Origin of the sequence: Pseudomonas helleri (genome assembly GCF_009600315.1) — a bacterium.
Taxonomy (GTDB): domain Bacteria; phylum Pseudomonadota; class Gammaproteobacteria; order Pseudomonadales; family Pseudomonadaceae; genus Aquipseudomonas; species Aquipseudomonas helleri_A.
Genome location: NZ_WIWC01000025.1, coordinates 15,432 through 32,538, shown reverse-complemented (window position 1 = coordinate 32,538; position 17,107 = coordinate 15,432). Strand labels below are relative to the sequence as shown.

General features: G+C 60.4%; 15 protein-coding genes. 8 read left to right on the top strand and 7 right to left on the bottom strand.

The window, feature by feature from the left end; all coding sequences use genetic code 11:
- Positions 1–19 precede the first annotated feature (19 nt).
- The 3 genes from GHN86_RS15185 to GHN86_RS15175 all read left to right on the top strand — a co-directional run bounded on the left by GHN86_RS15185 (position 20) and on the right by GHN86_RS15175 (position 2,875).
- Positions 20–487 carry an SRPBCC domain-containing protein gene (locus GHN86_RS15185; protein ID WP_153381137.1) on the top strand — a complete coding sequence of 156 codons (468 nt, stop codon included), beginning with the start codon at positions 20–22 and terminating at the stop codon, positions 485–487.
- A gap of 39 nt (positions 488–526) precedes the next feature.
- Complete coding sequence (locus GHN86_RS15180) at positions 527–1,318, top strand: SDR family oxidoreductase (protein ID WP_153381139.1); 792 nt, start codon at positions 527–529, stop codon at positions 1,316–1,318.
- A gap of 111 nt (positions 1,319–1,429) precedes the next feature.
- Positions 1,430–2,875 carry an FAD/NAD(P)-binding protein gene (locus GHN86_RS15175; protein ID WP_153381141.1) on the top strand — a complete coding sequence of 482 codons (1,446 nt, stop codon included), beginning with the start codon at positions 1,430–1,432 and terminating at the stop codon, positions 2,873–2,875.
- A 38-nt stretch (positions 2,876–2,913) separates the two neighbouring features.
- On the opposite strand, the gene GHN86_RS15170 is transcribed toward GHN86_RS15175, so the two are convergent.
- The 7 genes from GHN86_RS15170 to GHN86_RS15140 form a co-directional block, all read right to left on the bottom strand.
- Complete coding sequence (locus GHN86_RS15170; RefSeq protein ID WP_153381143.1) at positions 2,914–4,146, bottom strand: NADH:flavin oxidoreductase; 1,233 nt, start codon at positions 4,144–4,146, stop codon at positions 2,914–2,916.
- 135 nt (positions 4,147–4,281) lie between these two features.
- Entirely contained in the window at positions 4,282–5,964 is a 1,683-nt protein-coding gene (locus GHN86_RS15165; RefSeq protein ID WP_153386869.1) for a class I adenylate-forming enzyme family protein, read from the bottom strand.
- A 515-nt stretch (positions 5,965–6,479) separates the two neighbouring features.
- On the bottom strand, positions 6,480–7,391 hold the full coding sequence (locus tag GHN86_RS15160; RefSeq protein WP_153381147.1) for an SMP-30/gluconolactonase/LRE family protein: 912 nt from the start codon (positions 7,389–7,391) through the stop codon (positions 6,480–6,482).
- A 14-nt stretch (positions 7,392–7,405) separates the two neighbouring features.
- Positions 7,406–8,368 (bottom strand): ABC transporter permease, encoded by a 963-nt coding sequence (locus GHN86_RS15155; protein ID WP_153381149.1) that lies wholly within the window; start codon positions 8,366–8,368, stop codon positions 7,406–7,408.
- Positions 8,365–9,357 (bottom strand): ABC transporter permease, encoded by a 993-nt coding sequence (locus GHN86_RS15150; protein WP_153386867.1) that lies wholly within the window; start codon positions 9,355–9,357, stop codon positions 8,365–8,367. Before GHN86_RS15150 ends, GHN86_RS15155 begins: the two co-directional genes overlap by 4 nt.
- Complete coding sequence (locus tag GHN86_RS15145) at positions 9,354–10,808, bottom strand: sugar ABC transporter ATP-binding protein (protein WP_153386865.1); 1,455 nt, start codon at positions 10,806–10,808, stop codon at positions 9,354–9,356. Before GHN86_RS15145 ends, GHN86_RS15150 begins: the two co-directional genes overlap by 4 nt.
- Before the next feature lie 23 nt (positions 10,809–10,831).
- Positions 10,832–11,854 carry an ABC transporter substrate-binding protein gene (locus tag GHN86_RS15140; protein WP_153381155.1) on the bottom strand — a complete coding sequence of 341 codons (1,023 nt, stop codon included), beginning with the start codon at positions 11,852–11,854 and terminating at the stop codon, positions 10,832–10,834.
- Between the two features lie 271 nt (positions 11,855–12,125).
- Between GHN86_RS15140 and GHN86_RS15135 the strand changes: the two genes are divergently transcribed.
- The 5 genes from GHN86_RS15135 to GHN86_RS15115 all read left to right on the top strand — a co-directional run bounded on the left by GHN86_RS15135 (position 12,126) and on the right by GHN86_RS15115 (position 17,085).
- Entirely contained in the window at positions 12,126–13,361 is a 1,236-nt protein-coding gene (locus GHN86_RS15135) for a sensor histidine kinase (protein WP_153381157.1), read from the top strand.
- A 9-nt stretch (positions 13,362–13,370) separates the two neighbouring features.
- Positions 13,371–14,114 carry a response regulator transcription factor gene (locus GHN86_RS15130; RefSeq protein ID WP_153381159.1) on the top strand — a complete coding sequence of 248 codons (744 nt, stop codon included), beginning with the start codon at positions 13,371–13,373 and terminating at the stop codon, positions 14,112–14,114.
- Between the two features lie 141 nt (positions 14,115–14,255).
- Complete coding sequence (locus tag GHN86_RS15125) at positions 14,256–15,281, top strand: LacI family DNA-binding transcriptional regulator (RefSeq protein WP_323369446.1); 1,026 nt, start codon at positions 14,256–14,258, stop codon at positions 15,279–15,281.
- A gap of 84 nt (positions 15,282–15,365) precedes the next feature.
- A complete protein-coding gene (locus GHN86_RS15120) occupies positions 15,366–16,148 on the top strand; it encodes a sugar phosphate isomerase/epimerase family protein (protein WP_153381161.1) in 783 nt (260 codons plus the stop codon).
- Complete coding sequence (locus tag GHN86_RS15115; protein ID WP_153381163.1) at positions 16,141–17,085, top strand: sugar kinase; 945 nt, start codon at positions 16,141–16,143, stop codon at positions 17,083–17,085. Before GHN86_RS15120 ends, GHN86_RS15115 begins: the two co-directional genes overlap by 8 nt.
- The last annotated feature ends 22 nt before the right edge of the window (positions 17,086–17,107 follow it).

The window sequence follows — 17,107 nt, the reverse complement described above, 5'->3', positions numbered from 1 at the left end:
TGCACAACAGGAGACCGTCATGGCCAGAGCCGAAAACATAGTGACCTCCCACACGGTGGACATAAACGCCCCCGCGCGGGTGGTGTGGGAAGTGCTCACTGATCTGGACAACTACCACCAGTGGAACAGCTTCTGTCCGCGCATTCAGTGCGGTCTGCAGATCGGCGACGAGGTACACATGCAGGTGCTGACCCCCGATACCGGCGAGACCGTTCCGGTGTTCGAGTACCTCGTGGCCTGCGACCCCGAGCAGCTGCTGTCCTGGGAGCAACGCCCCGTCCCGGAAAACATGGACGCCGCCCGCCGCGATCAATACATCACGGCCATCGACACCAACCGCTGCCGCTATTTCACCACGGATATTTTTCTGGGCCTTAACCAGGACACGATCATGCGTGAACACGGTGCCTGGGTAAAAATCGGCTTCGACCAAATGGCCCTCGACCTCAAACATCGTGCCGAAGCCCTGCACGCCAGCCGCAGCTGAACCACCGATCCAGACCAAAACAATAAAAAGGACATCGCCATGTTGCTGAAAGATAAAGTCGTCATCATCTCCGGTATCGGCCCAGGCCTGGGCATCAAGCTGGCCGTACGGGCCGCGGAGTATCAGGCCAGGGCCGTGGTGTTGGCCACACGCACACCCGCCAAACTGGATCAGGCTGAACAGGCCATCCGCGACGCCGGCTACAGCACCCCGGTGTTGAAAGTGCCCACCGACATCGCGCAAGCCGAACAGTGCCAAACGCTCGCCGACCTGACGATCGAGCACTTCGGTCAGATCGACGTGTTGATCAACTCTGCCTACGCCCATGGCGCCTGGGGCAGTTCCTCCGAGTCGTCCATGGACGACTGGCGCAAAGCGATGGACGTCAATTTGTTCGGCACCATGCACATGACTCAGGCCGTGCTGGCGCAGATGAAGAAACAGAAGTCGGGCAGCATTGTCATGATCAACACCATGGCCACCCGCACGCCCAACCAGCTGGAGTCCGGCTATGCCGTGTCCAAGGGCGCGTTGAAAACGGCCGTGCAGTACCTGGCACAGGATCTTGGCCCGTTCGGCATCCGCGTCAACTCCACCTTCATGGGCTGGATGTGGGGCGCGCCGGTCATGGGTTACTTCCAGCACGAAGCCAAGCGTCTGGGCGTGCCGATGGAGTCGCTGGTTGACCAGGTTGCCCAGCAGATTGCCTTGCGCAAGATCCCCGATGACGCCGACTGCGCCGTGGCCGCGCTGTTCCTGGCCAGTGACTACGCCAAAGCCATTACCGGCGCGCAACTGGACGTCAATGGCGGTCACTTTCTGCCCTGCTGATTCATTCAAGGCGACAGGGATGTCGCCTTTGGCAGGCGCGCACACGATGTCCGTCTGGCCATCTGGCCGTGCAGGCGCCAGGAAAAAACAAAAACAGGAGCGCGATTGAAAATGGCCAACGATTCGACTTCAGTGATCATTGTCGGGGGCGGGCTCAGCGGCACGCTCACGGCGATTAATCTGCTGCGTTACACGGTGCAGCAACGTGTCTCCATAACCCTGCTCAACCCCACACCCGCGCTGGGGCGTGGCTTGGCTTACCGCGACCATGACAACAACGACCTACTGCTTAATGTGCCCGCCGGCAACATGAGCGCGTTTGCCAATGCCCCCTCGCACTTCGTGGAGTTTTGCCAGCGCATCGACCCCTCAGTCAGTGCGGGCAGCTTTATGCCGCGACGCTGTTACGGAGACTATCTGGAACACTGCCTGACAGACGCCATGGCCGCACACCCCGGACGGTTACATACGACGGTGGCCGAGGTGTGTGAGGTGCGGGCACTGTCCGAGACAAAGGGCTTTAAGGTCAAACTCTCATCTGGCCAATACCTGACTGCCCAGCACGTGGTCCTGGCCTTGGGGCATCAATTGCCACGCTTTCCGATACCGCTCGGGCCAATGGAACGCGATTTGATCATTGATGCATGGGATTTTGAGCGCATGAATCGCCTGCCCAGTGGTGTACCCATTCTGATTTTGGGAACAGGTCATACCGCAGTGGACGTGCTCTTGCACCTGTCGCAACGGGTGCGACCCAGCGCGGTGTGGATGGCTTCACGTCGCGGGCTTTTACCCGCGGCCCATCGGCTCAACCTGCCCCCTGCACCCGTCGTGCTGAGCCCCGACGCTTTTGGCGAATCGCCTCTGCGCACACGGGATCTGATGCACCGACTGCGCCGGGAAGTGGCTCGCCAGATTCGCAGGGGCCTCGATTGGCGCGACGTGCTCAACCAGCTTCGCTCCCACACCCCGCAGCTCTGGCAGGGGATGCCGTTGGCCGAGCGCCAGCGCTTTTTGCGCCATGCTGTACCCTTCTGGGATATTCACCGTCACCGGCTCGCCCCGCTGGCGGCCGAACGGCTGCAGTCGCTGCTTGCCGCAGGAACGGTAGAGGTGCTGGCCGCAAGGCTGCTGGCGGTGCGCAAGACCCGCCATGACAGGCTGGCGTTGGAATTCAAACCTCGCGGGCAAACACCGACGCAAGCGCTGAGCGTGGCAGCCATCATCAATTGCACCGGACCCAGCATGGCCATCGGCCCGGACTCCCAGCCCCTGCTTCAGCAATTGACTCGGGACCGTCTGATGGCGCCCGATCCGTGCGGCCTGGGCCTGAACGTCAATGATCGGCATCAGCTAACCAACGCCCAAGGCAATGCCATAGCAGGTCTCTGGTACGTCGGGCCTATGCTCAAGGCCCGTTACTGGGAAGCCATCGCGGCACCCGAACTTCGTGTACACGCACAACAACTGGCGCAGGATCTGGCCATGCAGATGGCAGCGCACTCCATGTCTTCCCCACTGCCGGGAACGATTAACCCGGCATTGATGCCGGGTTAATCGCTGCGCAGGCTCCTACTGGCCTGACTGCCCTGATCTCAGCGCCCCGCGGCCTGCTGACTGTTGAGCGTTGCATCGCCGGGCTGGCCCAGTACACAGGAGGTTCCGCCGGGGGTGTACATCATCGCCACGCAACGGTTGCAGGCTGTACAGATCGAGTCGCGGCTGACGCCACTGGCGAGCTTGTTGACGTAGTCATTTTCGGCCAGCAATACCCGGCCCATGGCGACCAGATCGAAGCCCTCAGCCATGAGTGTTTCAATACTCGCCATGCTCTTGGCACCGCCCAGATACGCCAAAGGCATGTTCACCGCCGCCCGTACCTTGCGCGCATGTTCCAGCAGATACAGCTCACGGAATGCCACGGTCGGCTCTTTGCGTCGCTGGATGGCCATCGCAAAGGCAATCAACTTGTTCTTCTGCTGAACGCGATTTTCCTTGGGGAACGAGGAACCGAACATGGTCGTGATCGACTCTGCGTTCATCCCGGCGCTGAGCACCAGCAGGTGCGCACCCTCCTGTTCCAGCATGGCGGCGATCTTCGCCCCGTCTTCAGCGCTGTTACCGGCACGCACACCTTCAGTGACGCTGTATTTGCAGATCACCGCCATGTCCCGGCCAACCGCATCCAGCACCGCCCGCAGCACCCGGCGCGGAAAGCGCAAGCGGTTCTCCAGGCTGCCGCCGTACAGGTCGCGACGTTTGTTGTACATCGGCGAAATAAACTGGCTGAGCAGGTAGCCGTGGCCCATGTGGATTTCCACCGCATCAAAACCCGCCTCACGTGCCAGGCGTGCGCCTTGAGCGAATTCACGCACCACTTGCTGCATGTCGGCTTCGCCCATCGCCTGTTTGAGGAACATCCCGCTCATCAGACCGATCTTGTTGAAGCCACCGCTGGCAGACAGCGGACGCTTGGTCGAGCGCTCACGAATAAAGGTAAAGCAGCCACCGTGGGTGATCTGCGCACTGACCAGCCCGCCGCTCTCGTGGACCCCGTCAGTCAAGGCCTTGAAGTGTGGCAGGCTGGCTTGAGTCAGGGTCAGTTGGTTGGGCAATGTGCGGCCATCGCTGCTCACCGCGCAATAAGCCACGGTGGTCAGGGCGACACCCCCGGCGACCAGCGCCGAGTGCAGCTTGACCAATTGTTTGGAAGGCACGCCTTGAGCACTCATGCCCTCGTTGGTGGCGGACTTGATAAAGCGGTTTTTCAGGGTCAGTGGGCCAATATCTATAGGGCTGAACGGTGACGGGATCGGGCTAAGGTTCATGGCAGGCCTCTCGTTGTTGTAATTATCAGAAGCTGTATGTGGCGTTGAACGACAAGGCAATCACGGTCGGCCAGCAGACGCTTTTGGGCGCGTGTTCTGCCGCCGCCGACATCCCCCGCAAAGACTCGAAAAACGTTATACGCCCAGACTTTCTTGCAGTTGCGCTTTAAGCACTTTGCCGGTGGCATTGCGCGGCAAGGGCTCAAGCACTCGGTAGACCCGCGCCGGTACTTTGTAGCTGGCCAGTCGCTCGGCGATAAATGCGCAGACTTGCGCCTCCTGGGGCAGCGCCGATGCCTGGCCATACACGACCAGCCCCACCGTTTCGCCCATTAAAGGATCGGCAATGGCGAACGCTGCCGCCTCCAGTACACCGGCCATATCGAGAATGCAGGTTTCGATTTCAGCGGCTGAAATCTTCTCCCCCCCACGGTTGATCAACTCTTTGACTCGGCCGGTGATGCTTAGAAAGCCTTCATCATCGAGGTAGCCAATATCACCAGTGTCGAGCCAACCGTCGCGCAGACTTTGCGCCGTGACCTCGGGCAGATTCCAGTAGGCGCTCATCAACGTCGGCGAGCGCAGCCAAATCACTCCACAAGTATCCGCCAACTGCTGCTGATCAGGGCTGTCGCCTATGCGAATTTCCACAATCGGCAGCGCCCACCCCGCCGTCGCTGGCTTGTACACAAAAGGATCGCCACCAATCACCGCACCAATGCCGTTGCTTTCGGTCAGCCCGTAGCCGGCCCCGCCAATGACATCGGGTTTGCGCTTGAGCATGCCGTCGAGCACACCGGCAGACGAAGCGCCACCCCCAAGCCCCAGCGCGAAGAGACTGGCGGTATGCTCCCCGCCAAAACGTGGCGCGGCCAGAAGTTGCTGCATCATCACTGGCGCGCCGTTGAACTGGGTACAACGCTCATCGCGAATCAGATCGATAGCGCGCTCGACATCCCACTTGTACATCAGCACCAAACGGCGTCCCACCCGCAATGCCGACAGGAACTGCGCATGCAAACCGCTCACATGAAACAGTGGAACCGCCGCCAGCGTAGTGGGCGCAAAGCCGCTGTTCATCACCACCTTAATCCGCTCCGGGGAGCTAACAGCGCAAAATGCGCCTTGAAAATCCAGCGCAAACAGCGCCTGGCAAATAGCCCGATGGCTCGACACTGCGCCCTTGGCGCGACGGGTGGTGCCGGAGGTGTAGAGGATCATCGCCGGTAGGTCCGGGTTGATCTGCAGCGCAGGCACCGAGGCTTTCGGCGCACTGATCAGGTCTTCGTAACGGGCACAGTATTCGGGGAGCATTGCATGCTCGGTGCCGACGACAATCGTGGCCCGTTGCTCACGGTCCAGTTCATCGTGCAGGAGAGTGAGTCGCGCGTCGTCGCACAGCAGCAGACGTGAACCGCTGTCTTGCAGCGCATAGTGCAATTCATCGCCCAGCCCCCAGCTGTTGAGCGGCACGCACACCGCACCACAGCGCAGGATCGCGGCGAAGGCCACCAGCCATGCGGGTTGGTTACGCATGGCAATCGCCACCCGCTCACCGGGTTGCAGGCCAAACCGGGCGATCATTTGTCCGGCGAGTCGATCAACCTGATCGTAATACTGATTGAACGTCAGGCGTTGTGACTGCCAGACCAGAAACTCGCGATCGCCGTGCACCCGACCGGCGTCCAGCACCTGAAGCAAATCCTGCGCGGCATGACGGAAAAAGCGGGGAGCGCCGTCATCCGGCGTTACCACTTCAAAGGGTGAACCGGGCGCTATCAGTTGGCGCCACGCGGTTTGCCAGCGTTCAACACTCATCTGTGCGTTCTCCTGAACAGCAGAGGCACCCGCAGGCGCGCAATTAGGCTAATGACGTGGGTCAAATAGCGTGCGCAATGGGAGTTCCTGTCACCCAGGCAACTACTGACAAAAGACACTTTAGGGATGAAATTAGAGCCAAACTACGTCTGAATGGACGATTAAAATTTAGCCTTTTGAACAGGGTACTCGCCGCCATTCACACGCTATCGGGTCTTGGAAGCGCGCAAAATCCCTGTAGCCGCTGACGAGCTTTGCGAGGCTGCGATCGGCGGCGAAGCCGTCGTAAAACCATTCAATCCGGTATGTCAGGCACGCCCTCATTGCCGGGGGTTGAGCGTTTTACGACGTGCAAAAATCCCTGTAGCCGCTGACGAGCTCCGCGAGGCTGCGATCGGCGGCGAAGCCGTCGTAAATCCATTCAATCCGGTGTGTCAGGCACGCCCTCATTGCCGGGCTTGAGTCGATCGCAGCCTGCGTTCCTCGTCAGCGACTACAGATGTGCGCGGGCTGGATCAAGGCACCTGCGCGCCCGCCACGGCCACATGGATCATGTACAACGAGGTGTTGGCCGCGATAAACAGGCGGTTACGCCGAGGCCCGCCGAAGGTCAGGTTGGCCACCTTCTCCGGCAATTTGATTTTGCCCAGCAACACACCATCAGCGTCGAAACACTGAATCCCATCCCCCGCGCTGGTCCAGATGTTGCCCTGTACGTCGATCCGCAGCCCATCCGGGATGCCCGGTTCGATATGGGCCAACACCCGCGACGCACCCAATCGGCACCCGTCAATCACTTCAATCGCACGGATATGGTGGGCCGCGTCCGGGTCGTGGGAGCGCGCCGAGTCAGCGATGTACAACGTCTGCCCGTCCGGGGAAAATGCCAGACCATTGGGCTGTTCAAAATCATCCGCCACACAGGCGATGTCCAGCGTCTGCGGGTCAATGCGGTACACATTGCGCCCGCGCTGCTCAGGTTCTGCCTGATAACCCTCGTAATCACTGAGAATGCCGTAGGTCGGGTCGGTGAACCAGATGCCACCGTCACTGTGCACCACCACGTCATTAGGCGAGTTAAGTCGCTTGCCTTCAAACTGATCCGCCAACACGGTGATGCTGCCGTCCGGCTCGGTGCGGGTGACGCTGCGGGTGCCGTGCTGGCAGGTCACCAGCCGCCCTTGTCGATCACGGGTGTTGCCGTTGGCGAAGTTGGATGCCGGACGGAACACCGATACGCCCTGCTCCGGTGTCCAACGCAAGATGCGTTCGTTGGGGATGTCACTCCACAGCAAATAGCCGCCATCGTTGAACCACACCGGGCCTTCCGCCCACCGGCACTGATCGTACAGGTGCTCAAGCTGGGTGTTGGGCAAGGTCAAATTGCGAAAGCGCGGGTCGTGAATTTCGTAAATATCGTCGCTCATAAAAGGGTCCTGGCTTAAAGGCTGCGCAGGCTTTTACGCCCACTGACGGCGGCTATTACCGCGATAATGATTACGCCGGTGAGGATCAACCGCACTCCGGCGCTGGCGCCGAAGGTGTTGAGCATACTGACCAGCAAATACAGAAACAGTGCAGCGCCCCACAGCCCCGGCACGTTGGAGAAACCACCGGCCACCGAGGTGCCGCCAATCACCACCACGGCAATCGAGGCCAGCAGGTATTCATCGCCCATGCTCAGCGAGGCGCCACCGGAGAAACCGGCCAACATCACGCCGCAGACGCTGGCAAATACCGCACTTAATACGTAAGTGGCCCAGCGCACGCGCTCTACCCTGACGCCTGCCAATTCAGCGGCACGCATGTTCTGGCCCACGGCCAACGTCCAGCGACCGTACAGGCTGCGGCTCAATACATAGCCGGCGATCACCGTCAGTACGCCCACCGCCACGGCCAAATACGGAATACCCAGCACCTTGCCCGTGGAGAATTGATAGAACAGTTCCGGCGGCGCAATCCTCACACTGCGACCGTAGGCAATCGCCATCGACTGCAACAGGAAACTGGCGGACAAGGTGGCGATGATCGGCGGAATACGCAGCAGACGAATCAGGGCGTAGTTGGCACAACCGATCAGCACGCCCACGCCCAACACACCGGCCACGCCCAATGCGATCAAGCCGTCCTGACCGTCCATCAACTTCATCCCCACCGCGCCACTCAGGGCGATGTTGGCCGGGATCGACAGGTCGATATTGCCGGGGCCGGTGGTGATGACGAACATCTGCCCCACCCCGACGATGACAAAAAACGCCGAAAAAGCCAGCGCACCCGAGGTCAGCGCGGCGGCGCCTTCGCCACGGGTAAAGGCCAGCGTGGCCAGCCACACCAGCAGCGCAGCCAGAAACGACCACAACCAGGGTTTGCTGCGCACGCGATTAATAGACAGGGACAGGTTCATAGCGGACGGACCTCAAGGCGGTTAACGGCAGTGCGCAGGGCCAGCACCAGAATCGCGCCCTGAGCGCCGATCTGCCAGTCCGGCGAGATACGGATAAAGGACAGCAGTGACCCGGCCAGCACCAGGGTCAAGGCACCCAGCACAGCACCGATGGGCGACACTCGCCCGCCAGTAAATTCACCGCCACCCAGAATCACCCCGGCAATCGACAGCAAGGTGTAACGCAGTGCCATATTGGCGTCGGCTGAGGTGGTCAAACCCACCAGAAACAAGCCCGACAACACCCCAAAACAGCCGGCCATCGCGTACAAGGTGACTTTGATCCGCAGCAGCGACCAGCCCGCCTTGGCAATGGCCAGCGGATTGCCCCCGGCGCCGCGCAGTACCACGCCCAGTGTCGAGCGCATCAAAAACAGGTGCACGGCAATCGCCAGCAGCACGCACACCACCACGGCAAACGGCAGCAGCGGTGTCTTGATCTTGACCATCGCCTGCAACCATTGCGGCGCGCTGCCGCCGGGCGCGGGCAGAAGCAGCACTGCGCCACCGATCCAGATAAACGACATGCCCAGCGTCACCACAATCGCCGGTAATTGACGGATATGAATCAGCGCGCCAAGCAAGGCGTACACGCCCACACAGCCCACCAGTGCCAGACAGCCCAGCCAGGGATGGTCGTTGAGCAAGGTCGCGGCCACGCAGGCGACGAAGCTGATAAAGCTGCCCAACGACAAATCGAGGTCGTTGACAGTGATGATCAGCATCTGTGCAATGGTCGCCAATGCAATCGGCACCGCCAGATTGAGCATCAGGTTCATGCCCATGTAGCTCATGGCACGCGGCTGCATGATAAAGATGGTCGCCAGCAGCACCACCAGCGACATTGCCGGTAACGCGTTGCGCAGCAGGCGCGCACGATTGAACCCGGCCGAGGGCGTGGCCGTGAGCAAGGGTTGAGGTTTTAACGTCATGGGTTGAGGCGCGTTCATGCCACCTCCTCCTGAAAGGAGCTGCGCAAAATCTGCGCTTCGCTCAATTGATCACGGGCCATGTCGGCCACCACTTGGCCTGCGCGAAACACGTAGATGTGATCGCAATGGTCCAGCTCTTCAAGCTCCGTGGTGTACCAGATGAACGTGCGTCCGCGTGCGGCCTCCTCTTTGATGATGGCGTAGACCTCGCGTTTGGTGCCCACATCAACGCCGCGCATCGGATCGTCCATCAAGATCAGGTCGCTGTCACTGCCCAAGGCGCGGGCAAACAGGGCCTTTTGCTGGTTGCCCCCCGACAGCGACGTAATCGGCTGGTTCATGTCCGGCGTGCGAATGGCCATCCGTTGTTGCCAGGTGGTGGCCATCGCCTGCTCGGCCTGCGGGTCGATCAGCACGCCGCGTTTGAGCGCCGCCAACGAACTGATGGTGATGTTCTGGGCAATCGACCACAGGCTGAACACCCCGTCGGTCTGGCGATCACCGGCCACCAGCGCGACCCGCTGGCCAGCGCCAATGCGCTCGCGCAACAGCTGCACCAGCCATTGGCTTTGGCCCTGCCCGGCCAACCCGGCCAAGCCGACAATTTCACCGGCCCAGGCAGCCACGGTCTGCCCGTTTTGTTGACGGGCCGGACGCTGATTGACCACAGGCGCCTGACTGTCGCGCTTGGAAACGAATACCTGTTGCTCATCCTGAGGTTTTGCCACGGTGCCCATCGACGCCACCAACGAGGCATGAGTAAACGCACTGGCGGCGCGCACCTCGACCACACAGCCGTCGCTCATCACGGCAATGCGGTCGCAGGTGGCGAGCATTTCGCCAAGGATATGGCTGATCAACACCACACAGCCGCCGCCTTCAACATAGCGGCGCACGTGCCCCAGCAATTGCTCGGCGACCCGGGCGTCCAGAGATGACGTCGGTTCATCCAGAATGACCAGCGCCAACGACTCGTCCACGCAGGTGAAAGCGCGGGCGATTTCGACCATCTGCCGCTGCCCGATCGGCAAATCGGCCACCACGTCTGCCGGGTTGATGCCATGCCCGGGAAAGATGCTGTTCAGGCTCGCCATAATCAGTGCGCCGGCTTTGCGCCGCCAGCCAAAGCCCCGTAAACCGGGGCACATCAACCGGGTATTTTCGGCCACGGTGAGATTGGGGCACAGCGACAGTTCCTGAAACACACAGCGGATGCCGTGCTGGCGAGCCACTTGCACCGAGTAGCCACTGCGCACATCAACGCCGCCCATCAGCAATGAGCCGGTATCGGCGCGCAAGGTGCCCGCCAAAATGTGCATCAGCGTCGACTTACCGGCGCCGTTGTGACCGATCAGGCCCAGACATTCACCCGCCCGGCAGTTCAGGTCCACGTCATTCAAAGCGCGCACGGCGCCGAAACGCTTGCCGACCCCCTTGAGGTCAACCAGCGATGCTTGGCTCACAGTCATGACTCTTTCCTCGACGGGGGCGCTTACTGCGCGACGGGACGCTTGAGTTGAGCGACGTCGTCAACGCTGTAGACGTGGCTGACGATGCCGCCCTTCTCCAGCCCGGTCAGCGAGCTTTCGAGGGTGTCCTGAGTCACGCTGATGGCAGGCGATAACAGGTCATGGGGCATCTGCTTGCCGTCGAGTAATTGCTGAGCGACCCAAAACGCCAGGCTGGAAATGCTCGGCGCGCTGGAAATCGAGAACGCTTCATAACCGTTGGCGTCTTTTTGCTTCTTCCACAACGACAGTTCTTCTTCACGGTTGCCGAAGACGATCACCGGCAGCGGTCGGCCCGCGGCGGTAAAGGCTTGGGCCACGCCGAAACCGTCATCCCCCTGAGTCACCACCGCGTCGATTTTCGGCAGGCTGGGCAAGATCCCGGCCACGGCTTTTTGCGCGGCCGTTTGCGACCAGTTGCCGTTGACCGAACCGACGATTTTCAACTGCGGGTGCTTGCTCGCGCCAGCCACCACGCCGGAATGGATCAACTCATCCACCGATACCCCGGCCAACCCGCGAACTTGCAGCACATTGGCGCCATCCGGAAAGCGCTTGGCCAGGTAATCCATGCCATCCAGACCACTTTGTTTGAAGTCCATGGAGATGCGGTACGCGCACGGCTCAGTGACGATGCCGTCGAAAGACACCACGATAATCCCGGCATCGCAGGCCTGTTTCACCGCGCCGTTCAACGCGGTGGGCGACGCTGCATCGATGACGATGGCGTTATAGCCTTGAAGGATCAGGTTCTGGATTTGCGCCGCCTGCTCGGTGGCCTGATTTTCACCGGTGGTGAACGAATCGGCGCCCTGGATAATCCCGGCTTTGACCGCTTGGTCCGTGGTGTTCTGCCAACTGCTGAGCATGCTTTGACGCCACGAGTTACCGGCGTAGTTATTGGACAAGGCAATGGTTTTATCGGCCGTGTCGGCCAAGGCGGGAGCAAAGGGGGTGAGTAATAAAGCCGTAGACAGCAAGGCACAACACAGTGAGTGACGTTCCATGACAAAAACCCTTTTTATTATTGTGGGCCAGCGGTCGCCGATTGATTCGGTCGTACCTGATTACTGTGCAACGTTTCCAGTCTGCTCGGCCAACGGCCCTGTGTCTGGAGCGTTACTGCACACTTAATACCCTTTGCGCGCAAATAACCTGCGGGATCCCGCAAAAGAAACGCGCATTCATGCAGCGTTATTCAAGGTGCGCGCTCGCCCCTTTGGGTCATAATCGAGCCTCGGGCCGCCAACGGGTGGGCCTTCTGACGGATGTCCGGGCATGAGCCAAAGAGTCCCCATTGCCGCTGAACATGTGCTGCACCACTTCCTCGGTATTTCCCGGGCACTGGCCGGGCGCCTCGACTTTCAGTCGATGATTGAAGCGGTGTCGGAAGAGATCCGCTTTATCCTGCCCCACGACCACCTGGACGTCAGTCTACTGCTCGATGACGACCATCACCTGTCGGCGTACGAGACCGGTCTGCACACCGCCTGGAGCGACTTCGCCATTCACCCGCTGGAAATAGCCCGCAGCCCGATCCGCAGCCTGTTGCTGGGAGTGGAGCCGTATATCCTCAGTGATGACGCCATGGTCGATGAGCGCTTTCAGTTCCCCGGTGCGTTGAACACCCCGATTTTCGATGCCCGCTTGCGCAGTCGCCTGCATGTGCCCTTGCGCGCACGCGGCGAGGTGATCGGCGCTTTGAGCTGTTCAACCCATCTGGCCCATTTCTACACCCTCGACGATGTGCGCCACACCCAGCATGTGGCCGACCTGCTCGCGTCCTACCTGTATGCCCTGCGCCAGACCGAGCAGGCCAAACAACTGGCCATCGCCGAAGCGCAAATCCGTGCCCGTGAAGAAGGCCTGCGTCTGGGCGTGCTACGCCTGACGCAAGAGCTGGAAAACGAGCGTCAGCGCATCGGCATGGACCTGCACGACCAGACCCTGGCCGACATGACCCGCCTGCACCGGCGCCTCGCCCGTCTGCAATTGCAAGACAGCGTGCCCGCCACCGAACTGGCGCCTGTTGCACAGGCCCTGCACGAAAGCATGCAAGAGCTTCGCTTGATTATCGACGCGGTCAAACCGACCATCCTGCAACTGTTCGGTTTTGTCGAAGGCCTTGAAGACCTGCTGCTGCGCAGCGTACGCAACAGCGGGTTGGCCATCGTCACGCAGTTGCGCGATGACACCGACGGACTGGCCAATGATCTCGCCGAGCCGCAAAAAATTGCCCTGTTCAGGATTATTCAGGAGGCGGTCAACAACGCCATCAAACACGCGGTTCCACACGCGATCATCGTTGAAATCACCGCGACCGCCAGTGATCTGTGCCTGACTATCCTTGATGACGGCCTCGGGCTGGACAGCGCCAGCCGGCTGGAAACCGGCGGCATCAAGAACATGCAAATCCGCGCGCAACTGCTCAGTGCTCAGGTGCATATCGACAAAGGCCGGAACGGCAAAGGCACCTGTGTGCAAGTGTGCCTGCCGCTGCCTGCGCCGCTTTAGGAAAAACTTATGGAAATCCTGTTAATAGAAGACGATCCGGTACACCGCGCCTTTTTCAAGGAAGTGATAGAAAGCGCCTTACCGGAATGCGTGCGCCTGCACGAAGCCGAGGACGGGCTGGTGGGCGAGCGGCTGGCGCAGGAATTTGCCGTCACCTGTGTGGTCATGGACTTGCAAATGCCACGCCGCACCGGTGTTGAAGCCGCACGGGCCATCTGGCACGAGCGCCCGCACACATCGATCATGTTCTGGTCCAACTACGCCGACGAAGCGTATGTGCGCGGCATTTCGCGCATCGTGCCTGAAGGGGCTGCCTACGGTTATATCCTCAAGACCGCGTCCGAAGACCGTCTGCGTCTGGCCCTGCGCAGTCTGTTTATCGAACAGCAGTGCGTCATAGACCGGGAAGTGCGCGGGGTTCAACAGAAGAGTCAGAACCAGTTGCTGGGCCTGACCGACACCGAATACGAAGTTCTGCAAGACATCGCCCTGGGGCTGACCGACCGGATCATTGCCCAGCGCCGAAATCTGTCGCTGCGCAGCGTGCAAAATCGCCTGCAACAGCTGTATGAAAAGCTCGGCGTGCGCCAGCCCAGTGAAGACACCGACAGCGCTCCGGCCTTCAATTTGCGCGCAAGGGCGGTGAATGTGGCCCTGCTGCGTAAGCTGCTCAACCGCACTGCGCTGGAACAGGCTGAAATCGAATTGCAGGCATGGCTCAAGGACCCTCGGTTTAACTATTCGAGGCTGTAAGTGTTGCCCTTAAACCCTCCCATAAGGTTTGTCCGGACAAACGTCACTTGACGTCGACAGGTGATTTGAGTTTTCCTGAAACCGGTTTCAGCGCCCTAACGCGAAATCGCCTGCGATAACACCAATAAAAGGTTTCAGGCCGTGAACAGTTTTTCTGCTGCCCAGCGCAGCCGCGTCACCATGCTCGATGTTGCCCAACGTGCCGGGGTGTCCAAGGCCAGCGTGTCGCGCTTTATTGGCGAAGACCGTGCCCTGCTCTCTCAGGCCATTGCCGAGCGTATCGAGCGTGCCATCAACGAGCTGGGCTACCGGCCCAACCAAATGGCCCGCGGCTTGAAGCGCGGTCGTACACGGCTGATCGGCATGCTGGTGGCCGATATTCGCAACCCCTATTCCATTGCCGTGATGCACGGCGTCGAAACCGCCTGCCGTCAGCACGGCTATAACCTGGTGGTGTGCAACACCGATCGCGATGATGAACAGGAACGTCAACACCTCGCGGCGTTGCGTTCCTACAACATCGAAGGTTTGATTCTGAATACCTTGGGGCATCATCCGGATGCGTTGCAAGCACTGCAGCAGGAAATGCCCGTCGTCCTGATTGACCGCAAAGTCGAACACCTGCACAGCGATCTGGTGGGGCTGGATAACCCCGGCGCAGTGCGTATGGCCCTTGAGCACCTGCAACAGCAGGGTTATCGCGACGTGCTGCTGGTCAGCGAACCGATTGATGGCACCAGCTCACGAGTCGAACGCATTCACAGCTTCACCGCGCAACTGGCCGAACACCCGACCCTCCAGGGCGCGGTGGTGCAAACCGGTCCGCAGTTGCTGGCCGACATTCAATCTTTCCTGCAAACACCCGGCAACGGCCGCAAAGCCCTGTTCTGCGCCAATGGCGTGGCGGCACTGGCCTGCACCCAGGTATTGCGCGATTTGAACTGCCGACTGTTTGAAGACGTGGGCCTGATTGCCCTCGATGACCTGGACTGGTTTCCGTTGGTGGGCAACGGCATCACGGCCCTCGCTCAACCCACCCAACAGATTGGCGCCAGTGCCTTTGATTGCCTGTTTAAACGCCTCAATGGCGACAAAACCCCGGCCCGCGCGCTGGATTTTGCCGCGCAGTTGATGGTTCGCGGCTCCACGCAACCGCCCAGTACCTGAGATGTTGTGACTGGCAACCCGCAGCTTGGGTTATCAGTGATGTGTCATAACAAAAAATGAAACCGGTTTCAGAGATTAATAACAATGACCACATTTCCCGTTTCCATCAGCTTGTCGAGCTACGGCGCCGACCTCGTTCGCCAACGCGGCCAAGGCAGTTTTATTGAATTGCTGGCCAGTGCTGGCGCTACACGTATCGAATTACGCGAAGAATTGTTGACCGATGAAGACCCGGCCATCTTCAGCCACACCGTGCAGCAACACGGGCTTGAGTGTGTGTACTCCTCGCCTATGGAACTGTGGGAAGCCGGCCAGTCACGGCCCAACCCGCAACTGCTCGCCACACTGGCCCGCGCCCATGCATTCGGGGCCAAATGGCTGAAAGTCTCACTGGGCTATTTCACCGAACATTGCGACCTGCCCAACCTGACCGCCTGCCTGAATCAGCAGCCGGTGCAATTGCTGGTGGAAAACGATCAGACCTCACAAGGCGGGCGCATCGAACCGATGCAGCGCTTTTTCGACAAGGTCGACCAACAGCGTGCGCCCATCAGTATGACCTTCGACATTGGTAACTGGCAGTGGCAAGACCAGTCGGCCAGCACCGCCGCCCGCTTGTTGGGCCGTTACGTGACTTACCTGCACTGCAAGGGTGTGGCCCGCCGCCCGGATGGCAAGTTGATCGCGATCCCGCCGACGGCCACTGACTTGCATATGTGGCGCCAACTCATGAGCCATATGCCCCACGGGCTGACCCGCGCCGTCGAATACCCGCTGCAAGGCAACGACCTCGACTGGCTGACCCAGGAGCACGTTGCGGTTTTAGCCACGCTGAGCCACGCCCAACCGGAGCTGAGCCATGTCTGATTTCGATGTGCTGTCGTTTGGCGAAACAATGGCCATGCTGGTCGCCGACCAGACGGGCGATCTGGCCCAGGTAGGGCAGTTTCATAAACGCATTGCCGGTGCCGACAACAACGTGGCGATTGGCTTGGCGCGCTTGGGCTTCAAGGTCAAATGGCTCAGCCGCGTTGGTAACGACTCGTTTGGCCGGTTCATCCTCGACACCCTGCAAAAAGAGGGGCTGGACTGCCAGCACGTGGAGATTGACCCGCAGCACCCGACCGGCTTTCAACTCAAGTCCCGGGTAGACGATGGCAGTGACCCGCAGGTGGAGTATTTCCGCCGTGGCTCGGCCGCCAGTCACATGAGCTGCGCTGCCATAACGCCCACCCTGCTGGAAGCGCGGCATTTACACGCGACCGGTATTCCGCCTGCCCTGTCGGCCAGTTGCAATGAACTGTCCTTCGAACTGATGAAGTCCATGCGTGAGGCCGGCCACTCGGTGTCGTTCGACCCCAACCTGCGACCTTCACTGTGGACCAGCGAGCAGCAGATGATCCGTGACATCAACGGCCTCGCCGCCCATGCCCATTGGGTATTGCCGGGCTTGAGCGAAGGCCGCTTACTCACCGGCTTCGACACCCCGGCCGACATTGCCGCGTTTTATCTGGATCAGGGCAGCGATGCCGTGATCATCAAACTCGGGGCCGATGGCGCTTATTTTCGCACCGCCGACGATCAAGCCTTCGTCCCTGCCGTGCCGGTGGCCAAAGTGATCGACACCGTGGGCGCAGGCGATGGCTTTGCCGTGGGGGTCATCAGTGCGCTGCTGGACAATCTCGACATGACCAAAGCCGTACAACGCGCCAACTGGATTGGCAGCCGCGCCGTGCAAAGCCGTGGCGACATGGAAGGGCTGCCGACCCGCGCCGAACTGGAGCACTACCTCGCAACGACCTGATGAGTGGCGTTACCCGTTACCT